Annotated in this window: 13 protein-coding genes; 9 read left to right on the top strand and 4 right to left on the bottom strand. The window is 41.6% G+C overall.

Features of this window, described 5'->3' with window-relative positions:
• Positions 1-82: 82 nt before the first annotated feature.
• Positions 83-961, bottom strand: a complete 879-nt coding sequence (locus B2V92_RS16300; RefSeq protein ID WP_293310032.1) for an AraC family transcriptional regulator — start codon at positions 959-961, stop codon at positions 83-85.
• A 172-nt stretch (positions 962-1133) separates the two neighbouring features.
• Here B2V92_RS16300 and B2V92_RS16295 point away from each other — a divergent pair, with 172 nt between their 5' ends.
• From B2V92_RS16295 to B2V92_RS16270, 6 genes are all read left to right on the top strand, one after another.
• Positions 1134-1898 carry an SDR family NAD(P)-dependent oxidoreductase gene (locus B2V92_RS16295; RefSeq protein ID WP_293310030.1) on the top strand — a complete coding sequence of 255 codons (765 nt, stop codon included), beginning with the start codon at positions 1134-1136 and terminating at the stop codon, positions 1896-1898.
• A gap of 6 nt (positions 1899-1904) precedes the next feature.
• On the top strand, positions 1905-3122 hold the full coding sequence (locus tag B2V92_RS16290) for an enolase C-terminal domain-like protein (protein WP_293310028.1): 1218 nt from the start codon (positions 1905-1907) through the stop codon (positions 3120-3122).
• Between the two features lie 14 nt (positions 3123-3136).
• Positions 3137-4789 (top strand): sodium:solute symporter, encoded by a 1653-nt coding sequence (locus B2V92_RS16285; RefSeq protein ID WP_293310026.1) that lies wholly within the window; start codon positions 3137-3139, stop codon positions 4787-4789.
• Between the two features lie 30 nt (positions 4790-4819).
• Complete coding sequence (locus B2V92_RS16280) at positions 4820-6313, top strand: alpha-L-fucosidase (protein ID WP_293310024.1); 1494 nt, start codon at positions 4820-4822, stop codon at positions 6311-6313.
• A 13-nt stretch (positions 6314-6326) separates the two neighbouring features.
• Positions 6327-6752: an L-rhamnose mutarotase gene (locus B2V92_RS16275; protein WP_293310022.1), complete on the top strand. Its 426-nt coding sequence runs from the start codon at positions 6327-6329 to the stop codon at positions 6750-6752.
• A gap of 90 nt (positions 6753-6842) precedes the next feature.
• Positions 6843-7103 carry a hypothetical protein gene (locus B2V92_RS16270; RefSeq protein WP_293310020.1) on the top strand — a complete coding sequence of 87 codons (261 nt, stop codon included), beginning with the start codon at positions 6843-6845 and terminating at the stop codon, positions 7101-7103.
• 63 nt (positions 7104-7166) lie between these two features.
• Here the strand turns inward: B2V92_RS16270 and B2V92_RS16265 are convergent, their stop codons facing one another.
• The 3 genes from B2V92_RS16265 to B2V92_RS16255 form a co-directional block, all read right to left on the bottom strand.
• Complete coding sequence (locus tag B2V92_RS16265) at positions 7167-7823, bottom strand: carbonic anhydrase (protein ID WP_293310018.1); 657 nt, start codon at positions 7821-7823, stop codon at positions 7167-7169.
• A 2-nt stretch (positions 7824-7825) separates the two neighbouring features.
• Positions 7826-9433, bottom strand: a complete 1608-nt coding sequence (locus tag B2V92_RS16260; protein ID WP_293310016.1) for a SulP family inorganic anion transporter — start codon at positions 9431-9433, stop codon at positions 7826-7828.
• A gap of 152 nt (positions 9434-9585) precedes the next feature.
• Positions 9586-9888: a hypothetical protein gene (locus tag B2V92_RS16255; protein WP_293310014.1), complete on the bottom strand. Its 303-nt coding sequence runs from the start codon at positions 9886-9888 to the stop codon at positions 9586-9588.
• Between the two features lie 418 nt (positions 9889-10306).
• Here B2V92_RS16255 and B2V92_RS16250 point away from each other — a divergent pair, with 418 nt between their 5' ends.
• The 3 genes from B2V92_RS16250 (at position 10307) to B2V92_RS16240 (ending at position 13520) form a co-directional block, all read left to right on the top strand.
• Positions 10307-11848, top strand: coding sequence for an acyl-CoA carboxylase subunit beta (locus B2V92_RS16250; protein ID WP_293310012.1), 1542 nt, complete (start codon positions 10307-10309; stop codon positions 11846-11848).
• A 131-nt stretch (positions 11849-11979) separates the two neighbouring features.
• Positions 11980-13107: an MFS transporter gene (locus B2V92_RS16245; RefSeq protein WP_293310011.1), complete on the top strand. Its 1128-nt coding sequence runs from the start codon at positions 11980-11982 to the stop codon at positions 13105-13107.
• Positions 13107-13520: a GNAT family N-acetyltransferase gene (locus B2V92_RS16240; RefSeq protein WP_293310010.1), complete on the top strand. Its 414-nt coding sequence runs from the start codon at positions 13107-13109 to the stop codon at positions 13518-13520. The genes B2V92_RS16245 and B2V92_RS16240 overlap by 1 nt, the downstream gene beginning before the upstream one ends.
• Positions 13521-13569: the final 49 nt, after the last annotated feature.

The following is a 13569-nucleotide window of genomic DNA, read 5'->3' as shown; positions in this document are numbered from 1 at the left end:
CAGGGAGAGATCTATCTCGAGATAGATTTCTCCACTACGTTACACTCCGGTCGAAATGACGATCGCTTATAATTAAATCTCCTTACCCAACCACCAACATCTTCTTATACTCCTTCGGTGTAACACCCTTAGCCAGTTTAAAAAACTTATTAAAATTAGAAAGGTTATTAAAACCGCAAGAATAAGCCAACTCACTGATCTGCTGGTCACTCTGTGCCATTAATTTACAGGCATGGCCGATCCTTACTTCATTTACAAAAGCCACAAACGTTTTTTGTGTCCGGTTTTTAAAATAACGGCAGAAAGCCTGTTTATTCATATTCGTCATTTCGGCTGCAGCACTCAGTAAAATCTCCTGATTAAAATTATCGAACACATATTTTAAAATCTTATCCATCCTGTCGTTATCCTTTAACTGGTAATTATTGGTATAACCCGGACTGGTTAAGAGTTCATAGTCTTTTGTAGAACACAGCAGGTTTAAAATTTCGAGCACAGCAATCAAACGCCCGATTTCTTCTGTTTGCGCTGCCACTTTTAACATTAGCTCCTTTAATTCATTTTTCACCCCACTACCAAATTTCAATCCCCTTTTGGCCAGTTGAAAAAAGTTTTTGATCCGTTGGATGTTATCAGGTTCCTTAAAAAGGCCAAGAATTTTATCGGGATGTATAAAGATCGAAACCGAACGCGCATGTGGTTGTGCATCGGCATTGCTAAAATATTGATTGTTGTTATGCCATACGTGGGGCAGGTTAGAGCCTATAAAAATGAGCTCATCGGAACCAAAATTTTCTATGCTATCGCCAACCATGCGCCTCCCCTCGCTTTCTAAAGTATAAGTGAGCTGGCATTCTTCGTGAAAGTGGAATTCGGTAGAAAAATAAGGTGCATCAACAACCTTTAGACCGTAGATGTCATTTGCTTTTCCATCCAATATTTTAGCATAAACGGGTTTCATAACTTAAGATTCAAGCATATCCAACTTCAAAAACACTCAATATTATCTAAATTAATATTAAATATTCATAAATAAGCTAATATAACATTAGTATTAGCAAATTCTACTTCAGTGATTGCAGATTTTCATCTATAAATTAGCTTAATCTTAACCAAATATTAAAAACAGAGACATGCTCGAAAATAAAGTTGTCGTACTTACCGGCGGCGGCAATGGTATAGGCTGGGAATGTGCAAAAGCTTATGTAAAAGCAGGTGCTACCTTATGCATTATCGATAAAAATCCATTATCAGACGAAAAACTGGCCGAACTGATCAATACTGAAAATTTAGTGTTAACCTGCAACTTAACCGATGAGGCAGCTGTTGCAGCAGCTTTTAACAGCATCATTAAAAAATATGAACGGATAGATGCTATCCACAACAATGCGGCTATTGCACACCCATCAAAAACATTGGATGAAACCAGTAACGCAGAATGGGACTTACTGATGGATGTAAATTTAAAAAGCATCTTATACACTACGCGGTACGGGATAGCACATTTGAAAAAATCGCAGGGCTGTATTTTAAATACCAGCTCAATGGTGGGCAGTATCGGTCAGGATAATCATGCCGTTTATGTGGCTACCAAAGGGGCAATAAATGCCCTTACCAAAGCCATGGCCTTAGATTATGCCCCGTTTAAAATCAGGGTTAACGCGGTATCGCCTGCTGCGGTAAATACACCAACCTTACAGGCCTGGAGCGAAGAACAGTCTAACCAGAACGAAATAGAAACCTACCTCAATAAACTTCAGCCTTTGGGCGATATGCCGGCTGGCGATGTAATTGCCGATGCCTGTGTATTTCTTTTAAGCCATGCAGCCCGTTTTATTACCGGAACAATTTTACCCGTAAGCGGTGGTGCAGAGCTTGGTTACAGAACATTAATATAATACCACATGATCGATAAAATACAGATACAGGATAAAAGATTTGAATTGGCAACCGGCGCCGGAAGTGATGCCATCCATAAAGATCCCCAATACTCTTATGCCGTAACACAATTAACCGAAAGCGGTAAAACCGGAGCAGGTTTAGCTTTTACCCTTGGTGCGGGCAACGATCTGGTTTGCAACGCCGCTAAATTTTATGCCGATACTTTAAAAGGAATCGAAATTGAGGAATTGATGGGCAATTTCGGACAAACCTTTAAAACACTATCAAACGAGCAGCAGTTTAGGTGGCTCGGGCCGCATAAGGGTGTGGTACACTTAGGCCTGGCCTCGGTAACCAATGCCTGTTTCGATCTTTGGGCAAAAAAACGGGATGTCCCCCTCTGGAAATTACTGATCGATCTAAGTCCCGAAGAAATTGTAAACACCCTCGATTTATCTTACCTGGAAGACGTACTCACCAGAGAGGAAGCCATCGAAATGCTGCAAAGTCAGGTAGATTCAAAAAAATCCAGAACCGGCATTCTTCAAATAGGTTATCCGGGTTACGATACCTCAGTAGGCTGGTTTAATTACGATGACGAAAAAGTACGCGAAAACTGTAAAAAAGCGATCGATAACGGTTTTACCGCTATGAAATTAAAGGTAGGCTCAACCGATCCGAAACGTGATATCCGCAGGGCAAATATTGTGAGGGAAGTAGCAGGAGAAACTTCGAAAGTAATGCTCGATGCCAACCAGCAGTGGACATTGCCACAGGCCATATCCATCTGTAATGAATTAAAGCAAATGAACCCATATTGGGTTGAAGAACCCACCCATCCAGATGATGTATTGGCACACCAAACCCTCGCAAAAGCCATTACCCCGGTAAAACTGGCTTTGGGCGAACATGTACCCAACCGCATTATTTTTAAAAATTACCTGCAAACGGGCTGCACCAGTTTTGCACAGGTTGATGCCGTACGTGTTGGTGGTGTAAGTGAGTTTATCACCATCAGTTTAATGTGCAAAAAGTTTGGCGTTCCGGTAGTGCCACATGTGGGCGACATGGGCCAACTGCACCAACACCTTGTATTATTCAACCATATTGCCATGGGGCATGAGGCTCTGTTTTTAGAGCATATCCCCCATTTAAAACAGCATTTTATAAACCCGATCAAAATTGAAAACGGCGTTTATATTACGCCACAGGAAGCTGGCAGCAGCTGTGATTTAAAATAGATTAGAAACAGGATATGATCAGCACCATAGATATTGTAATTACCATCGCCTACATTTTATTTATTGTAACCATAGGCCTGTGGACGGGTACAAGAAAGAAAAAGGATGCAGAAACCACCAGTGGTGAGTATTTCTTGGCAGGTAAAAGCTTAAAATGGCCCATGATTGGTTTGGCGCTGTTCGCCACCAATATTTCGTGCCTGCACCTGGTAAGTTTGGCGCAGAGCGGATTCGACAGCGGACTGTTAAACGGCAATTTCGAATGGATGGCTGCCTTTACACTCATCCTTTTAGCCCTGTTGTTTATTCCCTTTTATATCCGCTCGGGCATTTCTACCCTACCCGATTTTCTGGAACGCCGCTATAACCGCGCCTGTAGAGATTGGCTGGCCTTTATTTCTATCTTATCGGCTATTATTATCCACATTGCTTTTTCATTTTTGGCGGGCGGTATTGTACTCGAAACTTTATTCGGGATTAATATGTACACCAGCATTATTGTAATTGCCGCTTTAACGGGGCTCTATACCATTATTGGTGGCTTAAAAGCGGTAGTAGTTACCGAAACCATACAAAGTTTAGTTTTAATTACCGGAGCGATTATTATTACCGTGTTTGCGTGGAATAAAATCGGCGGCTGGGACCATATGACAGCTGTACTGCAAAAAGAAAATACAATGGATAAAATCAGCATGCTACGGCCAATAGGCGACCAGAGCGGTATGAGCTGGGTTGCCGTATCTTTGGGTTATCCCATTCTTGGCATCTGGTACTGGTGTGCCGATCAAACCATTGTGCAGCGCGTTTTGGGCGCTAAAGATGAAAATCATGCCCGCGTTGGCGCGCTGTTCTGCGGTTTTATTAAAATTTTACCTGTATTTATTTTCGTTTTGCCCGGTCTGTTTGCCTATGCCCTATATAAATCAGGATCGATGGATTTAAGCTCTTTGCAGCACATTAGCACTAACGGCGAAAGCGTACTCAATACCAAGGGCATTTATACGTTGATGATTACCCAACTTTTGCCAAAAGGTTTAGTAGGCATTTTAGTGGCAGCGCTACTATCGGGATTAATGAGCCAGATTGCAGGTGCGCTAAATTCCATTGCCACTTTAAGCAGTTACGACCTCTACAAACGCTTTAAACCCGAAACTACGGATAAACAATTGGTGGTGGTTGGCCGATGGTCGGCGGGGATTGCATTGGTGGTTTCTATTGGTCTATTGCCTTTATTAAATAGTTACCAGAGTTTGTTCGAAGGGATAAACGATGTAATTGCACACATTGCCCCTCCCATAACCTGTGTATTTTTATTAGGTGTTTTCTGGAAAAAAGCATCCGCCAAAGGTGCACAGTATACCTTATTGATCGGTTCTATATTAGGTGTGGCGGTATTTATGGTGAACAAAGTATATGGTACCGAAACCTTTATCGGTAAAATTCCTTTTATGATGATGGCGTTTTATCTCTTCTGTTTGTGCGTACTTACACAGATTGTGTTTTCATATATTTATCCTGTAAAACATACTGCCCAAAGCGAAGTATTATATTGGAAATCCGTTTGGGAACCTTTACAAAGCAAGGGCTGGAGCGGTATCGGCAATTACAAAACATTGTCGGCTGTACTGCTTTTATTAATGGCTGTACTGTATTGGAAATTCCGTTAATAAAAAGACGATAACCAGATATTAAATCTTATGAAAAAAACCGTTATTGCGTTCTTCCTTACGCTGGCATTCAATTATTGCTGGGCACAAACATTATTACCGGCCACACAGCCTAATCTTGCTCAAAAAGCAATGATCAAACGTGGTTATGGTATGTTTATCCATTTTGGCATCAATACTTTTAACGAAACAGAATGGTCTGACGGTACCTTGCCTCTTAGTAGTTATAATCCCAGTAACCTCAATCCCGATCAATGGGTAAAAACCGCCAGAGATGCAGGTTTTAGGTATGTATTGCTCATTACCAAACACCATGATGGTTTTTGCCTGTGGGATAGCAAATATACCGATTACGATGTGGCTTCATCTCCGGTAAAAACAGATGTGGTGAAAGCGGTGGCCGATGCCTGTAAAAAATACGGGATCCAGTTTGCCATTTATTATTCACTTTGGGACAGGCACGAGCCATCGTATAAGGATAAGGATCCGCAGAAATATACCAATTACATGCTGAACCAACTCACCGAGCTATTTACCAATTATGGCAACATCTGCGAGCTTTGGTTAGATGGTGGTTGGGACAGGAAACCACAAGACTGGGGCATCGATCAGGTTTATAAACTCGTTAAAAAATTTAATCCTGCCTGTGCTGTTAGCGTAAACCACACCATAGAAAGCACCGTAGGCAAGAGAAATTTTACACTACCGAGCAACATGACAGAAGACAACAAATACTTTTTCCAATATTTCCCATCTGATTTTAGGTTATGGGACCCCATGCTGATTACCAAATTCGACAAAAAACAGTATCTGCACGAAGGTCAATCTTATTATCTTCCCTTCGAACACACCATCTGTTTAAGTAAACGTTTAAATTGGTTTCAAAAGGCAGCGCAATTACCCGTAAGGGATATTGACGAACTCGAAGAATTATTTTACTGGTGCACCGATAACGACAATAGTTTGGTGATCAACGTTCCGCCTGATCAAACAGGCCGCATCAGAGAATATGAGGCCAATGCGGTAATCGGTTTGGGCAAAAAACTCGGATTATCGCTAAAGAAACCATTACCCGCCAATGGGAAGTTTATTTCTTTTAACAGACTTGTTACTGCTTCGGGGGTAGGTATAGAAAAAGGAAAATCTTTTGAAGCATCAGCGATAAACGATGGCAAACTCGATAGTCGTTGGCTGGCAAAAGATACGCTGGCCAGTATAGAAATGGAATTGGATCCCACTCAATCTTTTAATAAAATCAGCATTTTCGAATATCAGGATACCAAAAAACTTTCGGATGGTTTTTCGCAGATCAGGGTGCCGCGTATTCAGCAATACAGTGTAGACATCATGCAGAATGGTAAATGGCAAACCATATACCTCGGCGACGAGCCTATGGGCGATTGTAAGGTAATCCGTTTGCCGAGCCGTTATCAAACCAGCAAACTGCGCTTTAAAGTATTAAAAGCTTCGGCACTACCATCTATTAATGAAATCTGCATCATCGATATGCCTGAAAAAGGATAACATACCATAGACCATGAAAAAAGTAAGCTTTCTTTTCTCTTTCATTTTAATGCTTTTAGCTTGCAACCAAAAAACGGATAAGCCAGATGTGGAGCAAAATGCAAAACGTTATGGATCGATAACCGGGTTAAAACCTGAAAAAGTTGCCGCATATAAAAAATTACATGCCGCAGCATGGCCTGCAGTACTCAAGAAAATCAGCGAATGCAATATTAAAAACTATTCAATATATTTAAAAAAAATAGAAGGGAAACCCTACCTCTTCAGTTATTTTGAATATACCGGAAAAAACTTTGCGGCAGACATGAAAAAAATGGCTGCCGATACCACTACCAAACGCTGGTGGAAAGAAACCGCACCCATGCAGATCCCGCTGCCCGATGCGGCCACCAAGGGCGAAACCTGGAGTGATATGGAAGAAGTATTCCATCAAAATTAGTAAACCATTACTTTAAAATCGGTTCAAACAAACAATCTAAAACCAATCCACCGCTGTGCTGTTCTATATAAACATCTTAATTCTAAGGTTATGGAAAGCACAAAAGATAATAACAAAAACCTCGGCAATAAAAATGCTGATAACGCTGCCGATAAAACCAATATGCCCGATCAGCTGGTGCCACGCCACCGCAGCAATGATAAGGAAAAGAAAAACACCGTAGAAACCGATGCTGGTAACCTGGGGAGAAATTTCGGAAGAGGTGATTTTGGCTCCGAAGAAGCACGCGAAGATGCCGAAAAAGGTAATAAAGGCCATGCCGGCAACATGCCTAACAGTACAAAAAAATAAAAGCTCCCGATATAAAATCGGAAGCTTTTCCTAACAACTAAAAAATAACACCTAATCGGCGTTTTAACTTACCTTAAATGCAGGCGAAACGTCATCAAGACTTTTGGTTGTTACCTCCAAATCTTTGATCAATCCTGTTTTTAAACTATATACCCATGCATGTACCGATAGATCCTGTCCGTTGGCCCATGCACTTTGTACAATTGATGTATTCATTACTTTGGCGGCACCTTCAATCGCGTTCAATTCTACCAAACGGTCGAATTTTTGATCAGGATCCTGGATAGCAGCCAATTCCTGATCGTGAAGACGGTATACATCGCGGATGTTCCTCAACCAGTTATCGATCAAACCTACCTGTTTATCGCCCAATGCAGCCTTAACACCACCGCAACCGTAGTGGCCGCAAACAATAACGTGTTTTACTTTTAATACATTGATCGAGTAATCGAGTACCGAAAGTAAGTTCATATCGGTATGCACCACCACATTGGCGATGTTTCTATGTACAAAAATATCTCCTGGCCTTGTATTGGTAATCTGGTTGGCAGGTACGCGGCTATCAGAACAACCGATCCATAAAACCGGCGGGGCCTGACCAGCCGATAATTTATCAAAAAAAGCAGGATCACTATCAATTGTATCCCTAACCCAGTCTTTATTTCCCTGCAACAGGCTATCGTACGTTATATCTTTCGTATCTATTGTTTTTGCGCACATAATTATAATTTATTAATGTCTTCTTCTACTTTTATTTTCAATTTTGGTACAGAATAATGTTTCTGTATGTTTTCTAAAGTTACGATAATGCCTTTTGTATATGCATTATGTTTGTAATTATAAATGGTTTCCAATACATCCGGATCGATGTACCTTGCATTAGATCCGTCGATAATTACATTGGTTTCTCTTGGAATATTCGTTAAAACTACCTGTATCGCTGCTTTGTTCAGGAAAGAAACCTCTTCTGCCAGTTTAATCCTGATGTTCTTTTTATCGCCCTCGTTCGAGATCCTGTAAAAGAAGGGGTTACGCATATTGGTACGCAACAGGTAGAAAACAGAAACCAGCATACCAACAGCCACTCCTTTTAATAAATCGGTAAATAAAACTGCCACAACAGTAACTACAAACGGTACAAACTGGTCCCAACCCTTATGGTACATGTGTTTAAACAGGCTAATACGGGTTAATTTATAACCGGTTACCAATAAAATGGCTGCTAAACACGATAGCGGGATCATGTTGATCAAACCCGGGATAAACAACAGCGAAAGCAATAACCAAACACCATGAAAAATAGCCGACATTTTGGTCCTGCCACCTGCATTTACATTGGCCGAGCTGCGTACAATTACCGATGTCATAGGTAAACCACCAACCATACCGCTAGCGATATTACCAATACCCTGCGCCATCAATTCCCTGTTTGTAGGTGTTACACGTTTAATCGGATCAATTTTATCAATTGCTTCGATACTCAGCAAAGTTTCCAAACTGGCCACAATGGCAATGGTTAAAGCTACGATGTACACATTTTTATTGGCCAGTTGTGAAAAATCGGGCATGGTAAATAAACCTGCAAATTCGCTAAAGCCATTAACCACGGGGATTTTCACCATCTGATCAGCGCGTAAAGGATGATCGGTACCTGCAAAGAACAAAGTACCCAAAACACCCAAAGTTACCACCAATAACGGGGCTGGTACTACAGCCAGTTTCGGAAATTTCGGCCAGATCAATAGGATGGCTATTGATAACAGACTGATCACAACTGCCCCCAAACTAAAATGACTGATGGCGGCCGTAATTGCAGAAAAAGTGTTTTCGTGATCTTGTTGAAAGAAACCTTCGTCGCCCGTAAAATCGGTATCCACACCTAATGCATGGGGTAACTGTTTAAGGATCAAAATTAGGCCAATTGCAGCAAGCATCCCTTCAATTACGCTCGAAGGAAAGTAATTGCCAATTGTTCCGGCTTTAACCAAACCTAAAATTAATTGGAATACACCAGCAAGTACCACAGCAAGTAAAAAAGTTTGATAATTACCCAAAGAGGTAATAGCACCCAGCACGATAACGGTTAAACCCGCCGCCGGGCCGCTCACACTCAATTGCGAGCCACTAAAAGAGGCAACCACAATACCACCTATAATCCCGGTAACCAAACCGGCAAACAACGGCGCGCCCGAGGCCAGTGCAATACCCAAACACAATGGCAATGCCACTAAAAACACTACAATACTTGCAGGTAAATCTTTCTTTAAATTCTTTTTAAGAATATATTTCTTCACGTCCGAACCTGAAAAGGCCGGGTTAAACTTTTGCATAACGATATAATTATCTAGTAAATTTTAACGAATAAAATCGCAGGGGTATAAAAACCAGGCTCACAAAGGATTTAGCTATTACATGAAATTTTAAACATGGCAATAACACCCAATATGATTGAGCAGGTAATTTTTACCCCAAATAATAAGGACTAGATAAAGTTGGGCGGTGGTGTTGGAACAGTAGGATGATATGGATCTACATATCTCTTAAAATGTTCGATGAAACTGCTCTTCAGGATGAAATGGCTCGAAGAGAACTCGTAAGAAAATATCGGGTGGTTGAGTTCTACCAATTTAAAATCGGTAAATTTTGCGGTGTCTTTGGCGGTATCCTTTCCGCCATCATGCTCTAACTCGATCTGCATGATTACGGCATTCATAATTTCTTTGTCAATACTTGTACAAAATACGGGCGCACCAGAAATACCCATCTTCGCCATGAAGATGAACATGAATGAGGTTACGATCAAATATTTGTATTTTCTTAAAAACATCTAAAATTCTAATGCGGTTCTAATGTCGAACAGTTGCAAAAATAAACGGATAATTGGTTTTTCAATGCAACAGGCTGTAAAAAAAATGTAATATAACAAAAATAACGCCATCGCTGATGCTTTTCTATTTAATGAGCTAAATGGAAAACAAGTAAAGAAAATGTTCTTACCAACCGTGGTTGAATAAACCTGATAGAACGGAAAGCCCGGAGCGAGGTACGAGTGAGGACTTGGAGAGATAGCAGGACCACCGGCCGCCATAAACACCGAACCATTTGTTTCCAAAACAAAATCACTCGCTCATAACTATTTTCTTCCCTCCTGACCTTGCATTACCGCTGGTTATTTTTAATTTTAAAATCTCATAGCTTCAGCAATGGATAAGAAAATAGCATTACTTAAAGATAAAATCAACCAGGCGCACCTTGGGGGCGGACAGGCACGTATCGACAGTCAGCATAAAAAAGGTAAACTTACTGCCCGCGAGCGCATCCACTTTTTAATGGACGAAGGTAGTTTCGAAGAAATCGGTATGATGGTTACCCATCGCAGTACTGATTTCGGTATGGAACGCGAAAAATACCTTGGCGATGGCGTGGTAACCGGCTATGGAACCATTAACGGGCGGTTAACCTATGTTTTTTCACAGGATTTTACCGTATTTGGAGGTTCATTATCCGAAACCCATGCCGAAAAAATCTGCAAACTGATGGATAAGGCCATGAAGAATGGCGCTCCGCTCATCGGCTTAAACGACAGTGGTGGAGCCCGTATCCAGGAGGGCGTGGTATCTTTAGGTGGTTATGCCGATATTTTCTATAAAAACGTTCAGGCATCGGGTGTTATTCCGCAGCTATCGGCCATTATGGGGCCTTGCGCCGGCGGTGCCGTGTACTCCCCTGCCATTACCGATTTTATCCTGATGGTAGAAAATACTTCTTATATGTTTGTTACCGGTCCGAATGTGGTCAAAACGGTAACACACGAAGAAGTTACCTCCGAAGAATTGGGCGGTGCCAGCACACATGCCACAAAATCGGGTGTTACCCATTTTGCCTGCGCTAACGAAATTGACGCCATTAATCATGTAAAAAAGTTGCTGAGCTATATGCCGCAGAACTGTGAGGAAATAGCCGATCATTTACCATACGAAACTACTGATGAAAACCGGCCTGAACTGAATACTTTTATGCCCGAAAATGCTTCGCAGCCTTACGATATCCGCGAGGTAATCAGTGCCGTTGCAGATACCGACAGCTTTTTAGAGGTTCATGCGGCTTATGCAGAAAATATTGTGGTGGGTTTTGCACGTTTAGCAGGCCGAAGCATAGGTATCGTAGCCAACCAACCAGCCTATTTGGCAGGTGTTTTAGATAGCAATTCATCAACGAAAGCGGCCCGTTTTGTGCGTTTTTGCGATTGTTTCAATATTCCACTGTTGGTATTTGAAGATGTTCCGGGATTTTTACCGGGCACCGATCAGGAGTGGAACGGCATTATCTCCAATGGGGCAAAATTATTATACGCCTTTAGCGAAGCTACCGTACCACGCATTACCGTAATTACCCGGAAAGCTTATGGCGGTGCTTATGATGTGATGAACAGCAAACACATTGGTGCTGATATGAATTACGCCTGGCCAAGTGCCGAAATTGCGGTAATGGGTGCCAAAGGTGCAGCAGAAATTATCTTTAAAAAAGAAATTACCTCTGCCGAAAACCCGGAAGAAAAATGGCTCGAGAAAGAAAAACTATATTCAGATATCTTCGCCAACCCTTACCGTGCCGCCGAACGTGGCTTTGTTGATGAAGTGATAGAACCAGGCCAAACCCGCATAAAGTTGATAAAAGCTTTCAAGATGTTAGAAAATAAGGTGGTGAACAATCCCCGGAAGAAACACGGAAATATACCTTTGTAAAAATAGTCCATAGTCATTAGTCCATAGTCAGGTAGTAAATTACCTCTCCCCTTAGACTCATGACTGGGGACTAAGGACTTAAGACTAACATGCAGATTACTCAAAAATTATCCCGGACTGATATCTTGCTCATGGCTTTTTGCACAGGCCTCATTGTTGCAAACATTTATTACTGCCAACCTTTGGTGATCCTGATTGCAAAGGATTTTAACCTCACCGAAACCAACGCCGGCAGAATTACCTACCTCACCCAGATTGGTTATGCCCTCGGACTTTTCCTTTTGGTACCTCTGGGCGATATGTTCGAACGTAAAAAACAGATTCTTGTAATTACCGGCCTGGCTATTTTAGCTTTATTGGTTGCCGCGCTTTCGCACAGCTTTTTTATACTGGAAGTAGCTTCGGTACTGATTGGTACCTGCTCTATTGTACCGCAATTAATTTTGCCCCTGGCCGCTAATTTAAGTAGCGACGAAAACCGTGGAGCAAACATCGGCATGATTATGAGTGGTCTTTTGGTAGGCATTTTGGCTTCAAGGGCGGTAAGTGGCAGTATTGGCTTTTGGTTAGGCTGGAGAGCGGTTTATTACATCGCCGCTGCTATATGCGGTTTGCTGATCTTTTTAATGGCCAAGCGTTTTCCTCAAAGTTACCCTGCATTTAAGGGCACCTACAAAGAACTGATGCGATCGATGTTTAGCTATATTAAAACACAACCTGCTTTAAGGGAAACTTCCATTATCAACTTTTTGGCTTTTGCCATTATCAGTGCATTTTGGACCACCATGGTGCTGTTTTTAGCTAATCCCCCCTTTAATTTCCAGACTTTGCAGATCGGTTTGTTCGGCATTGCTGGTGCAGCAGGTGCATTGGCGGCTCCATTGGTCGGGAAATTGAGCGATGGCAACAATCCACGTAAAAACCTGATGATCGGTTTTATCCTGCAGATTGTAAGCATTGCGTTATTCTATTTTACAGGCAACCATTTATACCTGTTTGTAATCGGCATTGTACTGATCGATATCGGCCAGCAGGCCATACACGTAACCAACCAAACGCGCATTTATACATTGATCCCCGAAGCGAGGAACAGACTGAATACCATTTTTATGTCGGTTAGCTTTATCGGTGCAAGCTGTGGCTCGGCCTTAGGCTTATGGCTGTGGGGACAGGGCGGCTGGTCGTTATTCTGTTATGGTATGACAGCAATTATCGTCCTGAACATGTTGATTTATCAGTTTTACGGAAGGAAATCGTAATGGTACAGATTGAACAGATATTCCCTTCCCTAACCTGGCGCATCAGGCATGAAACCATGTATCCTGATCAGCCTTTCGATATTGTAAAACTGCCCGATGATTTTGATGGGATCCATTTTGGCTTATACCTCGATCATAAATTAACAGGTGTAGTTTCACTTTTTCAGGATGGAGATGTTTTTCAGTTCAGGAAACTCGCAGTTCTACCATCGGCGCAAAAGCTTGGCTTAGGTTCGCAGTTGATGGATTATATACTCGATTTTTGTAAAATTCAGAAAGCAACAAAACTATGGTGCAATGCCCGTGTAAATGCTAAAGAATTTTATTTTAAATTTGGCTTCCACGAAACCGATAAAGCCTTTTTTAAAGACGGGAACGATTTTGTGGTAATGGAAAAAATTTTATCAAATTAAGTTAAAAATGGGTACGATGTCTCAAATCTGAATACTCAAATCTCATATC

The sequence above is a fragment of the Pedobacter sp. UBA5917 genome (assembly GCF_002432345.1).
Lineage (GTDB): Bacteria > Bacteroidota > Bacteroidia > Sphingobacteriales > Sphingobacteriaceae > Pedobacter.
The sequence above is the reverse complement of the archived record's forward strand: the minus strand, read 5'-3'. Positions and strand labels throughout refer to the sequence as shown.

Coding starts and splice junctions, on each gene's coding strand:
- B2V92_RS16300 (WP_293310032.1), bottom strand. CDS start 961: ATGAAACCCGTTTATGCTAAAATATTGGATGGAAAAGCAAATGACATC.
- B2V92_RS16295 (WP_293310030.1), top strand. CDS start 1,134: ATGCTCGAAAATAAAGTTGTCGTACTTACCGGCGGCGGCAATGGTATA.
- B2V92_RS16290 (WP_293310028.1), top strand. CDS start 1,905: ATGATCGATAAAATACAGATACAGGATAAAAGATTTGAATTGGCAACC.
- B2V92_RS16285 (WP_293310026.1), top strand. CDS start 3,137: ATGATCAGCACCATAGATATTGTAATTACCATCGCCTACATTTTATTT.
- B2V92_RS16280 (WP_293310024.1), top strand. CDS start 4,820: ATGAAAAAAACCGTTATTGCGTTCTTCCTTACGCTGGCATTCAATTAT.
- B2V92_RS16275 (WP_293310022.1), top strand. CDS start 6,327: ATGAAAAAAGTAAGCTTTCTTTTCTCTTTCATTTTAATGCTTTTAGCT.
- B2V92_RS16270 (WP_293310020.1), top strand. CDS start 6,843: ATGGAAAGCACAAAAGATAATAACAAAAACCTCGGCAATAAAAATGCT.
- B2V92_RS16265 (WP_293310018.1), bottom strand. CDS start 7,823: ATGTGCGCAAAAACAATAGATACGAAAGATATAACGTACGATAGCCTG.
- B2V92_RS16260 (WP_293310016.1), bottom strand. CDS start 9,433: ATGCAAAAGTTTAACCCGGCCTTTTCAGGTTCGGACGTGAAGAAATAT.
- B2V92_RS16255 (WP_293310014.1), bottom strand. CDS start 9,888: ATGTTCATCTTCATGGCGAAGATGGGTATTTCTGGTGCGCCCGTATTT.
- B2V92_RS16250 (WP_293310012.1), top strand. CDS start 10,307: ATGGATAAGAAAATAGCATTACTTAAAGATAAAATCAACCAGGCGCAC.
- B2V92_RS16245 (WP_293310011.1), top strand. CDS start 11,980: ATGGCTTTTTGCACAGGCCTCATTGTTGCAAACATTTATTACTGCCAA.
- B2V92_RS16240 (WP_293310010.1), top strand. CDS start 13,107: ATGGTACAGATTGAACAGATATTCCCTTCCCTAACCTGGCGCATCAGG.